The following is an 18,719-nucleotide window of genomic DNA, read 5'->3' as shown; positions in this document are numbered from 1 at the left end:
TGTTACATGTCTGAAATGTGATTATGCCATAATCACATTTAAAGTGAACTTAATTATACGGAAACGACTGATAATAAATACTTGAGAGGGTTATTTTCAAGTATATTGTCAGTCGTTTTGTTATTTAGATGTTTTTTAATTAACGCAGTGTGTCGCAAAAATAATTGTTTGCAGTGCAGTAAGTTTTCTTTACTTGCTCTTGCGTCCGAACAAAGAGAAATGCACATAGCGTTTCGGGTGCTCGCGGAGGTCTGTCAGCAGCGAGTCTGCCGACTGCATCGTGGAGTTGAGATTGTTGTAGAGCGACTTGTCTCTCATTAGCAATCCCAGTGAGCCGTCGTTGCTGTTGAGTTGCTCTGTGAACAGCCGTACGTTGTCGAGCGTATTGTTTACCTTTTGCATTGTTTGCTCCACATCGATTTTCGCCAAGTTTTCGGCAACGCCGTTTGCATTGTCCATGAGTATGTTTGCACGCTGTGTCATTGCCGGCACGTCACGGTTGAGATTTGCCATGAGTCTGTTCAATTCGCGTGTAGACGTGGTAAGGTTTGCCGTTACCGTCTCCACGTTGTGCAACGACTGTGCCACGGCGGGGTCTGCCAGCAATACGTTCAGACTTGTCATTATGGAGTCGAGTTTGGGCAGCATCTTCTCTATTGCCGGTATCATGTTCTTTACCTGTCCTATGGTACCGTCGTTTGTGCGACCTTCTATCACTGCGCCCGGTTCGATGAGGTGAGCCCTGTCGTTTCCGATTAACAAGTTCACTTGCACATTTCCGAGCATGTCGCTTACTATCTCTGCCGATGTACCTCCGGGCATGTCGAGTTGTTTGTCAATATCTACCACCACCTTAACGTTTTCCGAGTTGGAGTAGTCGAAAATGATGTCTTTCACCACTCCCACCCGGAAGCCGTTTGCATATATGGGACTCGACTGTGACAGTCCGTTTATGTTATTGAACTTGATGTAGTAGATGTTCTGTGACGAGAAGAGGCTAAGCCCCTTGAGGAAATTAAGACCATAGAAGAGTACCACGAGCCCAACAATGGCCACGAGTGCAATCTTCACTTCTTTTGTAAAAAACTTCATATACGTTTCCTGTTTTTATTTGTTTTGAACTCGCGTACAGCCTCTCTCACGTCAATTTTCCTACCATCTCTGAAGGCTATTATAAATGCCTGCGGAAACTTATCAAGCAAATGCTGTCGCAGTCGTTTAATCTTGTTAAAGTCGGTGGAGGCTCCGTATGTGTATTTCACATAGTTGTCCTCCTCGTAACTTTCGAATCCTGTCATTCCCTTGAACATGGCATTGCTTTCCCGCAGCGGCTTCGTGCTTGCCAGTACCTGCACTTTGAAGACCGGTATGCCCGCGGTATCTTCCCCTATGTGCATTTCAACGGGTGTTTGTCCGGCATCGGGTGTGGTCTCTGTGGGTTCTGCCGGCATCTCGACCATCTCTGTCTCCGTGCCGGTCGGCATCTTTTCGTTTATGTAAGGGACGATGTGTGCCGTGTCGTGTTTGTTCTTGTATTTCGCGAAGGCATTGTAGATGCCTCGTGCGAGACGACTTATGCCGTTCTGCGAATTTAAGAAACTCTCTTCGTCGGCAGTCGTTATGAAACCGAGTTCTATGAGACAACTCGGCATAGATGTTGCCCGTAGTACGAGGAAACCTGCCTGATGCACGCCCTTGTTGTTGCGTCCCGCCGATGCACAAGTTTCGGATTGTATTAGTTTAGCCAGTTCTACACTCTTGGACATGTTGCGATCCTGTATGAATTCGAACATGATGTAACTCTCGCTGCTGTTAGGATCGAAGCCCTGATAGTGTTTTTTGTAGTCTTTCTCGAGCGATATTACGGAGTTCTCCCGCTTTGCCACTGCGAGGTTGTCTGCGGCTCTGTGCATTCCGAGTGTATATACTTCGAAGCCTCGTGCAATCCTTCCTTTTGGCAGAGCGTTGGTGTGTACCGATATGAAAAGATCCGCCTTGTTGCGGTTTGCGATGTTGGCACGTTCGTTGAGCGGAATGAACACGTCTGTTTTTCGTGTGTATATTACGTTCACATCGGGGCAGTTCGCTTCCACGAGTCTGCCGAATGCCAGTGCCACATTGAGGTTGATGTTTTTCTCTTTCGACATTGCTCCCACCGCACCGGAGTCATGTCCGCCGTGTCCGGGGTCTATGACGAGAGTGAAAGTCTTCCTCCCGGCACCAACCGCGCATAGCGTAACGCCGGTAAGTAGCAACATTATAAAAACCAACTTCTTGCGCATACCTTTTATAATTAGATGCAAAATTATAAGTTACGTTTGAGAAAGCGAAATCTTTTCGGGTGTTTTATCATTTATTAAGTAAAGCGATACCGCTGCTCCATCGCATTGTGCCCCCATCGGCGGATTTACTTTCGATACTTTTATTTTTAGTTCGCCGATGCCTTCCACCTCTCGGAATATGCTCTCGCCAATCCTGCCTGCAATGTTTTCCAGCAGACAAGACGGCTTCAGCATCTCTTTATTTACGATTTTGAATATTTCCGCATAACTTATCGTATCAGCCACGTTGTCAGAGATCATGGCGCGAGATATGTCATACCTCGCTTTTATCGAAACGATGAATTCGCCGCCCGTGAGCCTTTCCTGCGGCAATACGCCGTGGCAGGCATTGAACCTCATGTTGTCAAGTTCTATCCAACTGTCTTTTAACTGCATGTCTTGTTATTGTTTATTCGCAACGCGATGCACCGCAGTTGGTACAGATGAGACATCCCTCCTGATATACGAGCGTCTCTTGTCCGCAGTTGGGGCATGTCTGTTCGTTGGCCTGCGTTCCGTCGGTGAGATATTTTTTCAGTGCTCGTTCCACTCCGTTTTTCCAAGTGTTGATGCTTTCGCTCTTCAGTTGCAACGAACTTACGAGGCGTATCACATGGTCTATGGGCATTCTGTATCGCAGCACTCCCGATATAAGTTTTGCATAATTCCAATACTCCGGGTTGAATTTCTCTGAGAGTCCCTCTACCGTGGTCTTGTATCCCCGTTTGTTTTCGAACTGGAAGTCGTAGCGTTTCTTTCCGTCTGCGCTTATCTGCTTGATTATCTTTCCTTTCGTAACGGATTTTGGCAGCATGATTCCTTCCTCGTCGTCTTGCAGTCCCGTGAATATCTCGTAAGGGTAACCATCGAGCAATCCCACGAAAGCGACCCATTTTTCCTTGTTGTTTTGGAAGCGTACCACATCGCATTCGAGTATCTGCGGGCGCACTTCGGTCACCGTGGGATGTTTGAATGGCACTTTCTCCTGCGTTTTCTCCTCGGCATTCTTTTTCTTTTCGTTAACCTGAACCATCACTCCCGAACGCGAGCCGTCGCGGTAGATGGTGCACCCTTTGCAGCCGCTTTTCCATGCTTCTACGTACAGTTTGTTGACAAGAGCCTCGTCAACATCGTTCGGAAGGTTTACCGTAACGCTTATGGAATGGTCTACCCATTTTTGTATTGCTCCCTGCATGCGCACTTTCATAAGCCAGTCAACATCGTTTGCGGTGGCTTTGTTGTAAGGCGACCGTTCCACAATACTGTCTATTTCCTCCTGAGTGTAACGTTTCTCGGTGTCTATGCCGTTCCTCTTCATCCATTCGAGGAACTTGTGATGATATACGATGTACTCCTCGAACGAGTCGCCCACTTCGTCAACGAAATCCACGTGAGCGTTCAAGTCGTTAGGATTTACCTTCCTGCGGCGTTTGTAAACCGGCATGAACACCGGCTCGATACCGCTCGTTGTCTGTGTCATCAGCGATGTGGTGCCTGTCGGGGCGATTGTAAGGCACGCGATGTTTCGCCGTCCGTGTTTCTTCATCTCGGCGTATAGTTCCGGGTCGGCCTCCTTGATGCGCATCACGAAAGGATTGTTTTCTTCCCGTTTTGCATCGTATATGCCGAATGCTCCGCGTTCTTTTGCCATATTGACCGATGAGCCGTATGCCGCAAGAGCGAGTGTTTTGTGTACGTTTACGGAAAAGTCGGCAGCTTCCTGTGTGCCGTAGCGCAGTCCCATGGCAGCTATCATGTCTCCCTCGGCTGTAATGCCGACGCCGGTACGGCGACCTTTGGAACTCTTTTCCTTTATTTTCTCCCACAGATGGAACTCCGCACTTTTCACCTCGTCGCTCTGGGGGTCGGACTTTATCTTGTTCATTATCTGCTCGATTTTCTCCATTTCGAGATCCACGATGTCGTCCATCAAGCGTTGTGCGAGAGCCACATGTTTGCGGAACAGGTCGAAATCGAAATATGCGTCCTTTGTGAAAGGATTGACAACATAACTGTAAAGATTTATCGAAAGCAAACGACAAGAGTCGTAAGGGCACAGCGGTATCTCGCCGCACGGATTGGTTGATACGGTTTGGAAGCCGAGGTCTGCATAGCAGTCCGGTATGCTCTCACGAATTATGGTATCCCAAAAAAGTACGCCCGGCTCGGCACTTTTCCATGCGTTATGCACGATTTTCTCCCAAAGTTTTTTCGCGTTTACCGTTCTTTTTACCATCGGATCATCCGAATCTGTCGGGAACTGCTGTATATATTCTTTGTCCTCTGTGGCGGCTTGCATGAATTCGTCGTCAATCTTCACAGACACGTTTGCGCCCGTCACCTTGCCTTCTGTCATTTTGGCGTCTATGAAAGCCTCGCTGTCCGGATGTTTGATGCTTACCGAAAGCATCAGTGCGCCGCGTCTTCCGTCCTGTGCCACCTCGCGGGTGGAGTTGCTGTAACGTTCCATAAACGGTACAAGCCCCGTGGATGTTAGAGCCGAATTGTTAACGGGAGTACCCTTGGGGCGTATTTTGCTTAGGTCGTGTCCCACTCCTCCGCGACGTTTCATAAGTTGTACCTGTTCCTCGTCGATGCGCAGTACGGCACCATACGAGTCGGAGTCTCCGTCGAGACCGATTACGAAGCAGTTGCTGAGCGATGCCACTTGAAAATTGTTTCCTATGCCGGTCATCGGTGAGCCGGCGGGAACGATGTAGCGGAAATGGTCGAGAAGGGCGAATACCTCTTCCTCGTTAAGCGGATTTGGATATTTCTTCTCTATGCGAGCCACCTCGCAGGCTATCCTTCGGTGCATGTCCTCGGGAGTTTGCTCGTATATATTTCCGAAACTGTCTTTCATCGCGTATTTGTTTACCCATACGCGTGCGGCAAGTTCGTCGCCGTCGAAATACTCCAACGTTTTGTTGAATGCTTCTTCTTGGGAGTAGGTTTTAAGTTGTTCCATTCCTGTTAAATGACATTGATTATCAGCGGTCTTTAAACAAAGACCATGTTGTTTATGTCTCAAATAATGGTGCAAAGATAATCTATTTCCCATAATTAAAAAAATACTTTATTGATTATTTTCCATAAAAACTTTGCCGAATAGTTCTCCGTTTTGGACAACTTTTTTCGTTTCGAGTCGTCCGAAATTTCCTTTTTTAGAAACTTTCGGAAAGTGGGAAAGCCACAGTCGTGCCTCCGTGGAGCATTACAAACATGACACTGTATTGATGGCGTGCAACGCTTCTTGTATGTTATATTTTGCAAAAGAGTGAAATAAAACATTGAAAAGCATGTCATTTATGTTTTTTTTCGTATTTTTGCAGTCTTGCGCCGCATAATCGGCAGGGACGGGAAACTACAATGTATGGTGCCCCCCTGCAAGATAAAATTATTTTTTGCGGCGGATAATTTATAGAATCAGCAAATATCCAAACTCAATATATAATAATGGAGTCACTTAACAAAAGAAAGAGTATAAGGAAATATGCCGACAAAGAGGTGGACGAACAGTTGCTTACACGACTGCTTCGCGAGGCCGGACGCACACAGACAATGGGAAATCTGCAACTGTACAGCGTCGTGGTGACACGTTCGGAAGAGAAGAAACGCCAACTGGCACCGGCACATTTCAACCAACCCATGGTTACAACCGCACCGGTTGTGTTGACGTTCTGCGCCGATTTCAGACGCACGTCGCGGTGGGCAGAGGAAAGAAAAGCCGTTCCGGGATACGACAATTTCCTGTCTTTCATAAATGCGGCAAGCGACGCGCTGCTGTACACGCAGACTTTCTGTAACCTTGCCGATGAGGAAGGACTCGGGTATTGCTACCTCGGGACAACCGTATATATGCCGCAACAGATAATAGAAACTCTACGGCTGCCGCGACTCGTGATGCCCGTGGCAACGATAACACTCGGTTGGCCTGACGAGAACCCGCCGCAGACCGACCGACTGCCGACGGAGGCGATAGTGCATGACGAGACATACCGGGACTACAACGCCGCTCTCATTGACCGTTTCTACGCCGAGAAAGAGGCTTTGCCCGAAAACAAAGAGTTCGTAAGGATAAACAACAAGGAAACACTCGCACAAGTATTTACCGATGTTCGATACACAAGGCAAGACAATGAGGCTATGTCCCGAATTTTCATGGAAACGTTGAAGCAACAAGGTTTCCTTTGGGATTGAGACAAATTCCATAAATTGCCACCGTAAACAATACAAGCGGAAACAAACGGAGGAGCAGTAGGAGATGCTTGTTTTTGACACGTTCGTTCTCTTACGATTTACGTTGTTTCTTATTACGAACGAGTGTCTCGTTTGTGCTTAATCGTAATACAATATCGCCGAAATTACCGACCAATTTCGGCGGTTTTGTTTACCAATTTCGGCGAAATTGCCAAACTGTTTTTATCTGATGACAAACATGTCTGGCATCGATTCGTAACAAAAAGCATGTCAATAATATATATGAAATATGCAGAATTGTTTTCAAAACCTCCCCGGAAGTAATTAATTTTGCAGTGGTGTTGGAACGTCTGCGATAATTTTGATGCACTTTTATTTTGCTGTTCGATTATTTTATAGTAAATTTGCAGCCGACTTACAAACAGTAAGTTAAGGGGTGTCCGCCGTGGGCGGGCTGAGATTAGACCCTCTGACCTGATCCGGGTAATGCCGGCGTAGGAATGAACGAACACCCGATTTTTGTTGACAAAGGATAAGTGAATATTGACAATGTACGGTTGGCTGTATTTTATTTATTGTTGTTGATTAAGACGGAACTCCCCTTTCAGACATTATTTTTTTTACTCTTACAATCGGAATGAAAAAAAACGTTATCACGGTTGTGGCAATCGTTGCCGCAACGGCAGGGACACAAGCAGTGCATGCACAGCAAGAGACCACCGATTCGCTGCGCATGGAAGAACTGCAAGAGGTGGTGGTGCGGGGCGTGAAAGTGAAGAAAGGCGCGCCGTTCGCAGTTGAGAACATCAAACGTAAGGAACTTTCGGATTTCTCCAAAACGGGTAAGGAACTGCCGTTTCTCTTCTCGCAGACACCGGGAGTGTTGGCATGGAGCGAGAACGGATTGGGAACGGGAACCGCCTATATGCGCATACGCGGTGCGGGAGGTTCGCGCATTAACGTAACTCTCGACGGAGTTCCGCTCAACTCGCCCGAGGATCAATGCGTGTTCTGGGCAAACATGAACAGTTATGCTTCACTGTTGGGCAGCGTGCAGATACAGCGCGGAGTGGGAACTTCGACCAACGGCGATGGTGCTTTCGGCGGGACAATAGCAATGTCGTCAAAGTCGCCGTCGCACACACCCATGCTCGAAGTGAACGGTTCGTACGGTTCGTATAACACATTCAATGCAGGTACTTCGTTCTCGACCGGTTTGTTATGGAATCATTTCATATTAGATGGTGCATACCATGAAACAAACACCGACGGATTCATACACGGAACAGAAGGGCGTTCCGGCTCATATTACGGTGGCTTGTCGTGGATTGGCAAGAATTTTGTGGTGAGATATAAAAATATCGGTAACTTCGAAAAAACAGGGCAGGCATGGAACGGAGTTACCGCGGGAGACAATGACATGAGTCTTATGGACGGCTCATTCGGCAACAAAACCGGCATTATGACATACGAGGATATGTATAATGCAGGGCTCGGACGTTTCAACCCGCTGTATGAACATCTTACATACGGGGCTGACGGGAAATTCGCGAAAGATGAAAACGGAAACTACATAACCGAACGATATAAGATGAGAGACGGCTCGCTGTGGCGCAAGACTACCGACAACTTTTGGCAGAATCACAACATACTGTCGGCAGCATGGAACATCAACGAAAACTTGAGTATGAGCGGCTCGCTGCACTACACACACGGTTATGGCTACTACAATGAGTTCCGCCATAATAACAAACTGAAAAAGTTCGGACTGAAATTTACAAAGAACGACGGCACCACTCTGAAAAAGACCGACTTCGTGCGCAAGAAAGGACTATCGCAAGACTCTTACGGAATGGTATGGAATCTTAATTTCAAGAATCAAGACTGGGACATCGTTGGAGGCATGTCGCTGCAAAACTTCTCCGGCAATCATTTCGGATACCTTACATACGTGGCAGACGAGGAACTTAGTGCGAAGATCATGCAAAAAGGGAAATACAGTTATTATGACTCCGATGCAAAGAAATTCGACGGCAACGTATTCGCGAAGGCTGTTTACCACATCAACCGTATGTTCGACGTGTTTGCAGACATGCAATATCGCCATGTGGGATATAAGACGGATGGTCTCAACGACAAGTTCTACGAACAAGGAAGCGGATATGTAAATCAGTTGCTCGACATAAACAAGAAATACGATTTCTTTAATCCGAAAGCAGGTTTCAGTTTCCACAACAACGGGCATAATGCTTATGTATCTGTGGCTTTGAGTCATCGCGAACCTGAACGAAACAACTTTACCGACAATGGTAGTTATCCCGCACCCGTCGCCGAGAGTCTTACCGACTATGAACTGGGTTACTCTTACATGGAATCCGACTTTCGTTTAGGTATAAATCTGTTCTACATGGATTACCGAAATCAGTTTGTGCAGACCGGTGCACATAGTGACATAGGCGAACTGTTGACAACAAACATAAAAGATTCTTACCGCATGGGATTGGAATTTTCTACCGGTTGCGATATTACATCGTGGCTGTCGCTCGAAGCGAACATGGCATTGAGCAGCAACAAGATAAAGGACTTTGATGAGGTTGTGGAGGACTGGGAAAACGGAACACGCACCATACACTACGACAATTCTGTACTTGCTTTCTCGCCGTCGTCAATTACAAATGCCTTCATCAACTTACATTGGAAAGGACTGCAGACCGTTATACATTCGCAGAGCGTGAGCCGGCAATATCTCGACAATACCAAGAACAAAGCGCGTTCGTTACCGTCCTACGAAGTGCTGAATGCAAACATTACATACACTCTTAATCTTGAGAAGAAATTACTCGGACTGAAAGAGGTTACTTTCGGAGCACATCTTAACAACATTCTGAATAAACACTATGCACAGAGTGGTTGGGTGTATAGTGCCATAAGCGACAGTAACGGACATACAAACGACAACCGATACTATCAGATTGGTTTTATTCCTGCGGCAGGCTTTACTGCCATGGGAAGCATAACGGTCAGGTTTTAACGCCTATATATTATTATGTACGACTTCATCGTATCTCACTGGCTTGACATTCTTACCACGGTACTCGGACTGATATACATCTGGCTCGAGTACCGTGCCCACATAGCACTGTGGGTGGTAAGTGTGATAATGCCGGCTCTCGACATTTATTTATATTGGTCGCACGGTCTTTACGGCGATGCCGGCATGGCGGCATACTACACACTTGCCTCAATTTACGGTTTCGCATTGTGGAAATACAAGCAGCATAAGGCACGGCTGTATGCCGACGGCATAGCGGAAGCGCATTCGGAGCAAGGCGGAGAAAGGGCGGTAGGTTTTCATGGCTCATCGCCTGGCGAATACTCCATAACTCATTTCCGCCGCAGGCACATATTGTCTTCGGTGGCATTCTTCTTCGTGTCGTGGGCAGCCGTTTATTTTCTTTTGGTGGAGGTAATCAATACGCGCGAGGAATATGTCAACAGTCTGTGGCCGGTTGCCGATGCCTTTACCAATGCTTTAAGTTTCGTCGCGCTGTGGGCATTGGCACGAAAATACGTAGAGCAGTGGCTTATATGGATTGTCGTGGATGTGGTTACTGCCGTGATGTACGTTGGTAAGGATATTCCTTTCAAGGCATCGCTTTATGCCTTGTATGTGATAATTGCCGTATTTGGATACCGCAAGTGGCGGAGCATGATGGCAGAGCATTGATGCTTCGCATTGTTCTTTAAACCCAAATCGGTCATTAGAAGCCTCAACCGATTTTGTCCGATTGTTGAGCAGATGCGCAGCCGTTTCATATAAGGCGTAGCGGGCTACGTCGGGATGAAACGGCTGCGCAGATGTCAGCAAGCGGGCTAAAGCTGTTGGGAAGCATAACGGCAATAGCAAATCTAAGCAAATGCGGTCTAATGACCGATTTGGGTTTAAGATGGATTCCGTAAATTGGTTTTCAAAAGATTGTCTGAAACATGAAATTAATAGTGAAGACATGTTCATCATAGTAATTTGCGGAATCTGCTTTACATGTTCTTTGGCAGCGAGAAAGTGAAAAAAAGTCCGCCCGCGGGATTGTTGTTCACGCTTATTTCTCCGCCGTGCGCGATTACTGCATTCTTCACTATCGACAGTCCGAGTCCGGTTCCTCCGAGTTTCCGGCTTCTCCCTTTATCCACTCTGTAGAAACGCTCGAACAAACGCTCGAGATGTCGCTCGGGGACACCGATGCCGTTGTCGCTGAAACGGAACCGGTATGCACTGCGGTCGTTGCTCTCCTTTGCGTATATGGTGATTGTGGTGTTTTCTCCCGAATATGTCACTGCATTGTCGGTAAGGTTGCGGAAAATGCTGTATATTAGCGACGGATTTCCGTTCATGGGCATCGTGTCCGGTATATTCAGACACAATTTCATTTTTCTTTTCTCGAGTTCGAGTGCCACTTCGTTTTCAATTTTGTGTATCTGTTGTGCTATGTCCACCACGACAAACTGTATGTTTGAAATGCCGTCGTCCATACGGTTGAGGGCAGAGATGTCGTTGACGAGACTTTCCAGTCGTATGCTTTGGTCGTAACATCTCTCCAAGAAGCGTGTTCGTGTCTCTTTGTCCATGTCGGGCGAACCGAGTATTGTTTCCAAGTAGCCTTCGATGCTTGCTATCGGTGTTTTCAGTTCGTGCGCAATGTTTTGTGTGAGTTGCCGTTTCAGTATGTTCTGTTCTTTCTTGGTCTTCTGTAGTCGTATGTAAAGTCTCACGATATGTTCCGATATTTCTCCGAGTTCGTCGTTTGAGAATTTCGCAAGTTCCTCAACGTTTATTGTTTCGTTTTTGTCTGTCTTTTCGGCGAATAGTCTCAGTTGCGTAACATTGTTGCTCATCTTGTGCATGAAACGGTATAGCGATAACGATACCACTATCAGTGCGATTACCGATATTGCCATGAATACGATGTCTGTGGAGAGGTCTTTCCCGAGGTCTTTGTCGAACGGCAGTGCAGTGCGTATTACCAAAGACTCTGCCGGATAGTATGTCGCGGAATAGAAAAACTTGCCTTTTACCGTTGTGCTTGCCCTGCTTATGTCGTATCCGCGACCTTCTTTCAGTGCCTTTTGGAACTCTTGTCTGTCGGCGTGGTTCCGTATCACGGTCGGGTCTTTGTGTTGACTGTCGAAGATAACCGTCCCGTCATCTTTTATTATTGTTATTCGCATGTCTTTCAGCGGGTGCGTCCTGACATATTCCGTTATTATGCTTTTGTCGGCAATGTTTCCGTTGTTGCTTTGCAGTTTCAATACCTCATACATTCGGTCGTTGTAATCTTGCAGTCTTTGGTTTATCTTCTCTATGCGGTTCTTGTTGTCGTTAGACTTGTACAAGAACACAAACGAGAAGATTACGAGTACGAACAACGATATTATCAGAATGAAGACACGTTTGCCGATGGAGAGTTTCCTTATGTTTTTACTCGTTGAAATAGTATCCATTCGTTAACCTTGTTACTATGTCTTTTGTGTAAACATATAGCCCCTCGTTGCCGAGGGGCTTTTTCATGTATTGTCGTTGCTTGCTTAGCAACCGCATTTCCAAGGCTTCAACTGTTTGAAGAAATCGTTGCCTTTGTCGTCAACAAGTATGAATGCGGGGAAGTCCTCCACGGTAATCTTCCATATCGCCTCCATGCCGAGTTCGGGATATTCAACACATTCTATCGATTTTATGCTCGTCTGTGACAGCACTGCGGCCGCACCGCCTATGGTGCCCAAGTAGAAACCGCCGTGCTTTTGGCAAGCGTCTGTTACGGCTTGTGTACGGTTGCCTTTGGCTATCATCACGAGCGATGCTCCGTTGGCTTGGAACTCATCAACATAAGTATCCATGCGGTTGGCTGTGGTCGGTCCCATCGAGCCGCATGGGTATCCCTCGGGTGTCTTTGCCGGTCCGGCATATAGTATGGGGTAATCCTTGAAATAGGAGGGCATCTCTTCGCCGGCATCGAGTCGTGCCTTGAGTTTGGCATGGGCAATGTCGCGTGCCACGATGATTGTTCCTTTCAGGTTGACGCGGGTGCTTACGGGATATTTCGACAATTCCGCACGAACGCTGTCGATGCCTTTGTCGAGATCTATTTCAATTCCTTTGGCTCCTTCTCCCGGCTTGCGATATTCCTCCGGGATAAGTTCCGTTGGGTTGTCGTCCATTTTTTCGAGCCATATACCGTCTTTGTTTATTTTCGCTTTGATGTTGCGGTCGGCAGAACAACTCACTCCCATGCCGATGGGGCAGCTTGCACCGTGGCGTGGCAGGCGTACTATGCGTATGTCGTGGGCGAGAGCCTTGCCTCCGAACTGTGCCCCGAGACCGATTTTGTGAGCCTCTGCGAGCAGTTTCTCCTCAAGGTCTGTGTCGCGGAATGCACGTCCGGTCTCATCGCCTGTGGTGGGGAGATTGTCGTAGTACTTTATACTTGCGAGTTTCACCGTAAGCAGATTTTTCTCCGCCGAAGTTCCTCCTATGACGAATGCGATGTGATAAGGCGGGCATGCTGCGGTGCCGAGGCTTTTCATTTTCTCTACGAGGAAAGGCAGCAATGTGCTCTCGTTCTGTATCGTTGCTTTGGTCATGGGGTAGAAGTAGGTCTTGTTTGCCGAGCCTCCGCCCTTTGCCACCATTACGAATCGGTACTCGTCGCCCTCCACTGCCTCTATGTCTATCTGCGCGGGGAGATTGCAACGGGTGTTGATTTCATCGTACATGTTGAGCGGTGCGTTCTGCGAGTAGCGCAGATTGTCTTCGGTAAAGGTGTTATATACACCTCTCGAGAGTGCCTCTTCATCGTCGAATCCTGTCCACACCTGCTGTCCTTTCTCGCCGTGGATAATCGCCGTTCCGGTATCTTGGCAGAAAGGCAGAACGCCCTTGCATGCCGTCTCGGCGTTGCGCAGGAACTGCAATGCCACATATTTGTCGTTTTCAGATGCTTCTGGGTCGCTGAGTATCGCAGCCACCTGCATGTTGTGTTCGCGGCGCAGCATGAACTCCACATCGTGGAAAGCCTGTTGCGAGAGCATGGTAAGGGCTTCCTTGCTTACTTTCAGAATCTTGTTTCCTTCAAATTCGCTTACGCTTACCCCCTCTTTTGAGAGCAAGCGGTATTCCGTAGTGTCTTTTCCCAACTGGAACATGGGAGCATACTTGAACTCGGGTGTGTTTGCCATAATGTTTATTGATGTAAATAATGAATATGTTTTTTCAGTGTGGAGAGTGCAGCGAAAGAGCAGGGGATAGCGGGAACACCTTGAAACATTTTGCCTGTCGCGGCATTCCCGTTTCCCCCTTATCGTTTCGTGCTACTCTTTCGTTGCTGTTTTGTCTCTCATGCAATCTTTGTCAAAATCCGAATATCATCTCGGTGGAAACTCGTTTCACGGGTGCTATCTTGCCGAGAGCGTCCATGTTGAGTGCCTTTTCGTTGCCGAGAATGAGGTAACGGTATGTCTTGTTTGCCATCAAACGTTTCTCGTAGTCAACAATGTCCTGCATTGTCACTTTGTCAAGACCGTTGTATATGCGTTCGCTTATGTCGTAGTCGATGTCGAGATACTTGTTCGAGATGTATTTGTTTATCAGACTGAATTTCGTTATACGGCGGCTTTCGAGTTTCTTTTTCAGCGCATCCTTTGCTATGTTGAATGCAGCCTCGCTCTGTGGTACGGTGTCGAGAATGGCGTTGAACTGTTTGATGCAGTCCATCATCTTGTCATTCTGCGTGATGATAAATGTATTGAAATCTTCGAAATCGCCCTTGCGCCATGGCAAATTGTAATTAGCGCCGGCACTGTATGCCAGTCCGCGTGCCTCGCGCAATTCCTGGAAAACAATCGAGTTCATGCTGCCTCCGAAGTATTCGTCGAATAACGACGACACTGCGAGTTCGTCCTGATTCCACGGGCGGTTCTCGTTGTGATACATTATCATGTATATGTTCTGTGCATCGTATGGCGCTATGATAATCTCGTTCTGCGGGGTAGTCTGCTTGACATAACGTTTTCCCTCGGCAGTTGGCAACAATTTCTTGGCTGTCTTGTGGTTCTTGTCTATTACAGCAGTCAGTGCCTCCTTGCTCGAAGGACCATAATATAATAATGTGTGCTCATATTTCAGCATTTGCTTCAGCATGTCGAGCATTGCCTGCGGGTCTGCCTTTCGCAGGTCTTCGATGCTTATGTCGTTGCGTGTGGGGTTGTACTCGCCGTACATTCCGTAGTTTGTCAGTGCGCTGAAGTTTGCTTTCTGATCCTTCTTGTTGTCAGCTCTCTGCTTTGCTTCCTGTTCAATGAACTGGTTCCACACGTCTTTGTCGGCGCGTGCGTTCATTATCAAGTTTTCGAGCAGTGCCACAGCCTTGGGCATGTTCTCGTCGAGTCCGCTGAGGTTTATTCTCGTGCCGTTGTATCCTACGCTGACATTGAAATCGCATGCGAGGTTATAGAATTTCTGTTTCACCTCTTCTGCGGTCATCTTGTCTGTCCCCACGAGTTGCAGGTATTGTGCCGCATAACTGTATCTCATGTCGTTCTCGCTGCCCAAATCAAATTGATAGCCGAGTTGGAAGCGTCCGTTTTCGGAGTTATGCAGGTAAATCATCGGCAGGTTCTTTTTAGTCTTGCCGAATGTCAGGTCGCGTTTGAAGTTGACGAATTGCGGCTTTATCGGTTTCACATTTGTATTCTGTATCTCCTTTACAAAGTCGCTCATCATGTCGCGGTTGGTAGGTATTTCCGTTATCTCGGGTTTATCAACGGGTTTTATGTTCGGGTCTTCGCCTTCTTCTTTGAATATTGTTACATAGTTTTGATTGAAGTGACGTTTGCAGAAATCTATAATATCCTGTTTCTTGATTGCCGATATGCGGTCGAGCCAGCCCACTTCCTGTTCCCACGGTTTGCCTATTATGAATGCGTCAACGAACATGTCGGCACGTCTGCGGTTCGATTCAATCCTTGTGTAGAAATTAAGTTTCATGTTGTCTATCACGGCTTGCAGCAGTTCTTCGCCGAACTCGCCCCTTTTGAGTTTCTCAATTTCGCCGAGCAGCAGGCTGCGCACCTCTTTCAGTGTCTGTCCCTCGTTCGGTGTTCCGCCCATGATGAATAACGAGCCGTCCATAAATGCCTCGTCGCCTGCCCATGCACCGAGCACTTTCATGCTCTGGTTGAGGTTAAGGTCGATGAGTCCTGCGGTACCGTTATACAGCAGATTGCTTACCAGTCCGAGCGTGTCTGTCTGCAGCGATGCACCCTTGTCGAATCGCCATCCCAACCACAAGTTGGCAGCCTCTTTACCCAACACGGTGGTATCTGTCGGATTCGTTATCTTTTTCGGCTGTGCGAAAACCGGTTGGCGCACGTCGTCTCCCGGTTCCCATTCGCCGAAATATTTTTCTATTATCGCCACCACCTCGTCGGGGTTGAAATCACCTGCCATGCAGATGGCAACGTTGTTGGGGCGGTACCACTTTTCGAAGTAGCGTTTTATGTTCGTTATCGACGGGTTTTTCAGGTGCGCCTGTGTACCGATGGTGTTTTGCGTTCCGTAGGGATGACCCGGGAACAGTTTTGCGCCGAGTGCATCGAACATCTTACGGACATCTTGTGCAAGACCGATGTTGTACTCCTCATACACTGCTTCGAGTTCGGTGTGGAAGCCGCGTATCACCATGTTACGGAAGCGGTCGCTCTGAATCTTTGCCCAGTTTTCTACCTCGTTCGACGGAATGTCTTCCGTATAGCATGTCACGTCGTTAGATGTATAGGCATTTGTGGCCTGCGCTCCGATGGTTGCCATCAGTTTATCGTATTCGTTTGGAATGAAATACTTGGCGGCAATCTGCGATACCGAGTCAATCTCGTGGTATTTCCGGCGGCGCATTTGCGGGTCGGTAATGGTGCGATATTCCTCGTACAAGCGTTCTATTTGGTCGAGATAAGGAGCCTCTGCCTCGGGATTTGACGTACCGAAACTCTTAGTCCCTTTGAACATGATGTGTTCGAGGTAGTGAGCCAGTCCCGTAGTTTCCGACGGGTCGTTCTTCGAACCGGTTCGCACTGCGATGTAAGTGTGAATTCTCGGTTTCTCGTTGTTTACCGACAGGTAAATCTTAAGACCGTTGTCCAGCGTGTAGATGCGGGTCTTCAGAAGGTCTCCGGGTACCGTTTGGTACTTGTAGTCCTTCGCACTTGCCGCCATGCACAGCAATAGCAGTAAGAAAGTTAGTGTTTTTTTCATTTTGATAATACTTAGGTTTATGATTTTATTGTTTAATCTTCGAAATCTGTCTCATGGTCGAGACTGTTTATGAAATTCTCGAAAACACTCTCTTCCACGTCTCCCATTGCATATTCGTTCTCGGCATCTTTGCGTATCTCGGCAATCCATGCTCGCCGCGCTTTTATGTAGTCTTTGCGGATACGCTCGATGTCTGTCTCCGATATATGGTCGAGTCCGTAGTAATCAAGTATCAGCCGGTATGTCCATGCCCATTGGTATTCGCGGTAGTGTTCGTTTATTTCTGCGAAACGGTTTATTACTTGGTCAATGTCGGACAAAGTGCCATTCTTTATGTCGTCAATGAGTCGCTGTTCTTCGCTTTCGGGCAGCAACAGTCCGGCAAGGTCGTTCCATTTGCCGATGCCCGTGTTGGTCAACGGAATGCCGAACATTCCGCTCTTCATTACCCGTTTCATCACGGCTCCCATGTATATGTGCAGCGCGATGTCGTAGTATTTTATGCCTTTTTCGAGTGACGAACCTTTTATGAGATACTCGTGATATATATATTCCGAAACGTTTTTCCCCGATGCTTTTCGCAGGTCTTCGAGTATTTTCTTTCCACGTAGAATTCCTCCGACGGAGAACGGTGAGAGCCAATCGAAGTTTACGATGCTTTTATGGCACTCTTGCGGGCGCATGTCACGCTTTGGCCATTTGCGTATGTCTCGGTACAGTCCCACGGTAGTTATGTTTCGTCCCGGTACGAGGTACATGTCGTCGTTGTATGATATTAGGTACGAGAACGGCAAATCGCGTGTGTCGGGGTGGTGCATCAACTTGCCGAAGCACACCGAGAACGTACCGATGTTTGCCGGCATCAGCAGGTAGCATCCGCTTGCAGTCTTTGTTCCTCTTTCGAGTATTCCGTAGTGCATCGGCCCCATCTTGTATGCGTGGTTCGAGAAATTGGTTGCCGAGCCGGCATTGTAGAACGAGAACTGGCCGCCTATAAGCAGCGAACTCTTGTGGTGACTTGCCGAGAACGGACCGCAGAACGCGGCGCATGCCTCACCGTTCGCCATGTACGAATTGGCGAAGAACACGCTCGCCGATGCGGTGAAGCCGTTGCTTATCTGGCATGCTTCTCCTACGAAACAGTCCTGCATCTTGACACTGTTTATTATGCTCGAGCCATCGCTTATTATCGAGTTTTCGCATATTACGCCCGTTCCGATATACACGCTGTTGTTCGGGGAACTCATTATGGAGCAGTCGCTCAGGCGTGCCGCACCGTCAATCTCGGCAGCGTCTTTTACTATCGTGTTCGTAATCTCTTTCGTGTTAACAATCTTAACGTCGTTGCCAATCGTGCCGCGGTCGGGTGTGTGCAGCCTGAAATCTTCGTCCACGAGTCGGCGTATGGCGTTCTTTATCCCCTTGTCACCGAAATGTTTTACCATGAATGCCGCAAACTGCGAGTTGAGATTGCCGAACAGCACCACGTTGCCGTCGCCCACCTCGTTTAGCACCGACACGAGGTTTCCTTGTCCGAAAGCAGCCCCCTCGGTAGTTTCCATGGTGCACACGTTCGATATATAGCACCCGTTTCCTATTGTGTAGTTGTTTATGAAATTGCTTATGTTTTCTATCAAACAGTCATCGCCCACCGATACATTGCGCAATGTTGCGCGGTATATGCCCGAGTGTTTGAAGAAACCGCGGCTCACCTCTATGTTCTTCTCGAACACCCCCAGCCTCACTATGCCGTAGAACACCGCGTTTTTAACGTATTTCGGCATGAAATCCTCTGCCACGTCTATTGCAGACCAATCCTCGGCCCAACAGTTGTTGTTCTCAAGAATTTCGATTTCCTCTTCCGTAAGTTTCCTATAATGGCTCATAGATTGCTATAT

Annotated in this window: 12 protein-coding genes and 1 riboswitch; of the genes, 3 read left to right on the top strand and 9 right to left on the bottom strand. The window is 47.7% G+C overall.

The genetic code is table 11. The annotated features are described in order from the left end of the window. Positions 1–189: 189 nt before the first annotated feature. The 4 genes from EII32_RS07645 to EII32_RS07630 are packed head-to-tail and all read right to left on the bottom strand — an operon-like array spanning position 190 to position 5,289. The gene (locus EII32_RS07645) at positions 190–1,092 is read right to left on the bottom strand and encodes an MlaD family protein (protein WP_125234844.1); all 903 of its coding nucleotides are present in this window, start codon (positions 1,090–1,092) and stop codon (positions 190–192) included. Beyond that, the gene (locus EII32_RS07640) at positions 1,089–2,282 is read right to left on the bottom strand and encodes an N-acetylmuramoyl-L-alanine amidase (RefSeq protein WP_125234843.1); all 1,194 of its coding nucleotides are present in this window, start codon (positions 2,280–2,282) and stop codon (positions 1,089–1,091) included. Before EII32_RS07640 ends, EII32_RS07645 begins: the two co-directional genes overlap by 4 nt. A 30-nt stretch (positions 2,283–2,312) precedes the next feature. Continuing rightward, positions 2,313–2,717, bottom strand: a complete 405-nt coding sequence (folB, locus tag EII32_RS07635) for a dihydroneopterin aldolase (protein ID WP_125234842.1) — start codon at positions 2,715–2,717, stop codon at positions 2,313–2,315. Between the two features lie 13 nt (positions 2,718–2,730). Beyond that, on the bottom strand, positions 2,731–5,289 hold the full coding sequence (locus EII32_RS07630) for an adenosylcobalamin-dependent ribonucleoside-diphosphate reductase (protein ID WP_125234841.1): 2,559 nt from the start codon (positions 5,287–5,289) through the stop codon (positions 2,731–2,733). Between the two features lie 488 nt (positions 5,290–5,777). Between EII32_RS07630 and EII32_RS07625 the strand changes: the two genes are divergently transcribed. The 3 genes from EII32_RS07625 to EII32_RS07615 all read left to right on the top strand — a co-directional run bounded on the left by EII32_RS07625 (position 5,778) and on the right by EII32_RS07615 (position 10,248). Further along, positions 5,778–6,521, top strand: a complete 744-nt coding sequence (locus EII32_RS07625; protein ID WP_125234840.1) for a nitroreductase family protein — start codon at positions 5,778–5,780, stop codon at positions 6,519–6,521. Between the two features lie 422 nt (positions 6,522–6,943). Continuing rightward, a riboswitch (TPP riboswitch) is annotated at positions 6,944–7,040 on the top strand. A 118-nt stretch (positions 7,041–7,158) separates the two neighbouring features. Continuing rightward, positions 7,159–9,552 (top strand): TonB-dependent receptor, encoded by a 2,394-nt coding sequence (locus EII32_RS07620; protein WP_125234839.1) that lies wholly within the window; start codon positions 7,159–7,161, stop codon positions 9,550–9,552. Between the two features lie 15 nt (positions 9,553–9,567). Further along, on the top strand, positions 9,568–10,248 hold the full coding sequence (locus tag EII32_RS07615) for a nicotinamide mononucleotide transporter family protein (RefSeq protein ID WP_125234838.1): 681 nt from the start codon (positions 9,568–9,570) through the stop codon (positions 10,246–10,248). Between the two features lie 311 nt (positions 10,249–10,559). Here the strand turns inward: EII32_RS07615 and EII32_RS07610 are convergent, their stop codons facing one another. From EII32_RS07610 to EII32_RS07595, 5 genes are all read right to left on the bottom strand, one after another. Continuing rightward, positions 10,560–12,020: an ATP-binding protein gene (locus EII32_RS07610; protein ID WP_233582346.1), complete on the bottom strand. Its 1,461-nt coding sequence runs from the start codon at positions 12,018–12,020 to the stop codon at positions 10,560–10,562. An 84-nt stretch (positions 12,021–12,104) separates the two neighbouring features. Then, entirely contained in the window at positions 12,105–13,751 is a 1,647-nt protein-coding gene (locus EII32_RS07605) for a fumarate hydratase (RefSeq protein ID WP_125234837.1), read from the bottom strand. A gap of 34 nt (positions 13,752–13,785) precedes the next feature. Beyond that, positions 13,786–13,917 carry a hypothetical protein gene (locus EII32_RS12720; RefSeq protein ID WP_255416457.1) on the bottom strand — a complete coding sequence of 44 codons (132 nt, stop codon included), beginning with the start codon at positions 13,915–13,917 and terminating at the stop codon, positions 13,786–13,788. Between the two features lie 6 nt (positions 13,918–13,923). Then, entirely contained in the window at positions 13,924–16,821 is a 2,898-nt protein-coding gene (locus EII32_RS07600; RefSeq protein WP_125234836.1) for a M16 family metallopeptidase, read from the bottom strand. Positions 16,822–16,853: 32 nt separating this feature from the next. Next, the gene (locus EII32_RS07595) at positions 16,854–18,707 is read right to left on the bottom strand and encodes a DUF4954 family protein (protein ID WP_125234835.1); all 1,854 of its coding nucleotides are present in this window, start codon (positions 18,705–18,707) and stop codon (positions 16,854–16,856) included. Positions 18,708–18,719 lie beyond the last annotated feature (12 nt).

Source organism: Prevotella sp. OH937_COT-195 (assembly GCF_003932845.1).
GTDB lineage: Bacteria > Bacteroidota > Bacteroidia > Bacteroidales > Bacteroidaceae > Prevotella.
The sequence above is the reverse complement of the archived record's forward strand: the minus strand, read 5'-3'. Positions and strand labels throughout refer to the sequence as shown.

Excerpts from the sequence above, each read along its gene's own strand:
- EII32_RS07645 (WP_125234844.1), bottom strand. The coding sequence starts at position 1,092 with ATGAAGTTTTTTACAAAAGAAGTGAAGATTGCACTCGTGGCCATTGTT.
- EII32_RS07640 (WP_125234843.1), bottom strand. The coding sequence starts at position 2,282 with ATGCGCAAGAAGTTGGTTTTTATAATGTTGCTACTTACCGGCGTTACG.
- folB (WP_125234842.1), bottom strand. The coding sequence starts at position 2,717 with ATGCAGTTAAAAGACAGTTGGATAGAACTTGACAACATGAGGTTCAAT.
- EII32_RS07630 (WP_125234841.1), bottom strand. The coding sequence starts at position 5,289 with ATGGAACAACTTAAAACCTACTCCCAAGAAGAAGCATTCAACAAAACG.
- EII32_RS07625 (WP_125234840.1), top strand. The coding sequence starts at position 5,778 with ATGGAGTCACTTAACAAAAGAAAGAGTATAAGGAAATATGCCGACAAA.
- EII32_RS07620 (WP_125234839.1), top strand. The coding sequence starts at position 7,159 with ATGAAAAAAAACGTTATCACGGTTGTGGCAATCGTTGCCGCAACGGCA.
- EII32_RS07615 (WP_125234838.1), top strand. The coding sequence starts at position 9,568 with ATGTACGACTTCATCGTATCTCACTGGCTTGACATTCTTACCACGGTA.
- EII32_RS07610 (WP_233582346.1), bottom strand. The coding sequence starts at position 12,020 with ATGGATACTATTTCAACGAGTAAAAACATAAGGAAACTCTCCATCGGC.
- EII32_RS07605 (WP_125234837.1), bottom strand. The coding sequence starts at position 13,751 with ATGGCAAACACACCCGAGTTCAAGTATGCTCCCATGTTCCAGTTGGGA.
- EII32_RS07600 (WP_125234836.1), bottom strand. The coding sequence starts at position 16,821 with ATGAAAAAAACACTAACTTTCTTACTGCTATTGCTGTGCATGGCGGCA.
- EII32_RS07595 (WP_125234835.1), bottom strand. The coding sequence starts at position 18,707 with ATGAGCCATTATAGGAAACTTACGGAAGAGGAAATCGAAATTCTTGAG.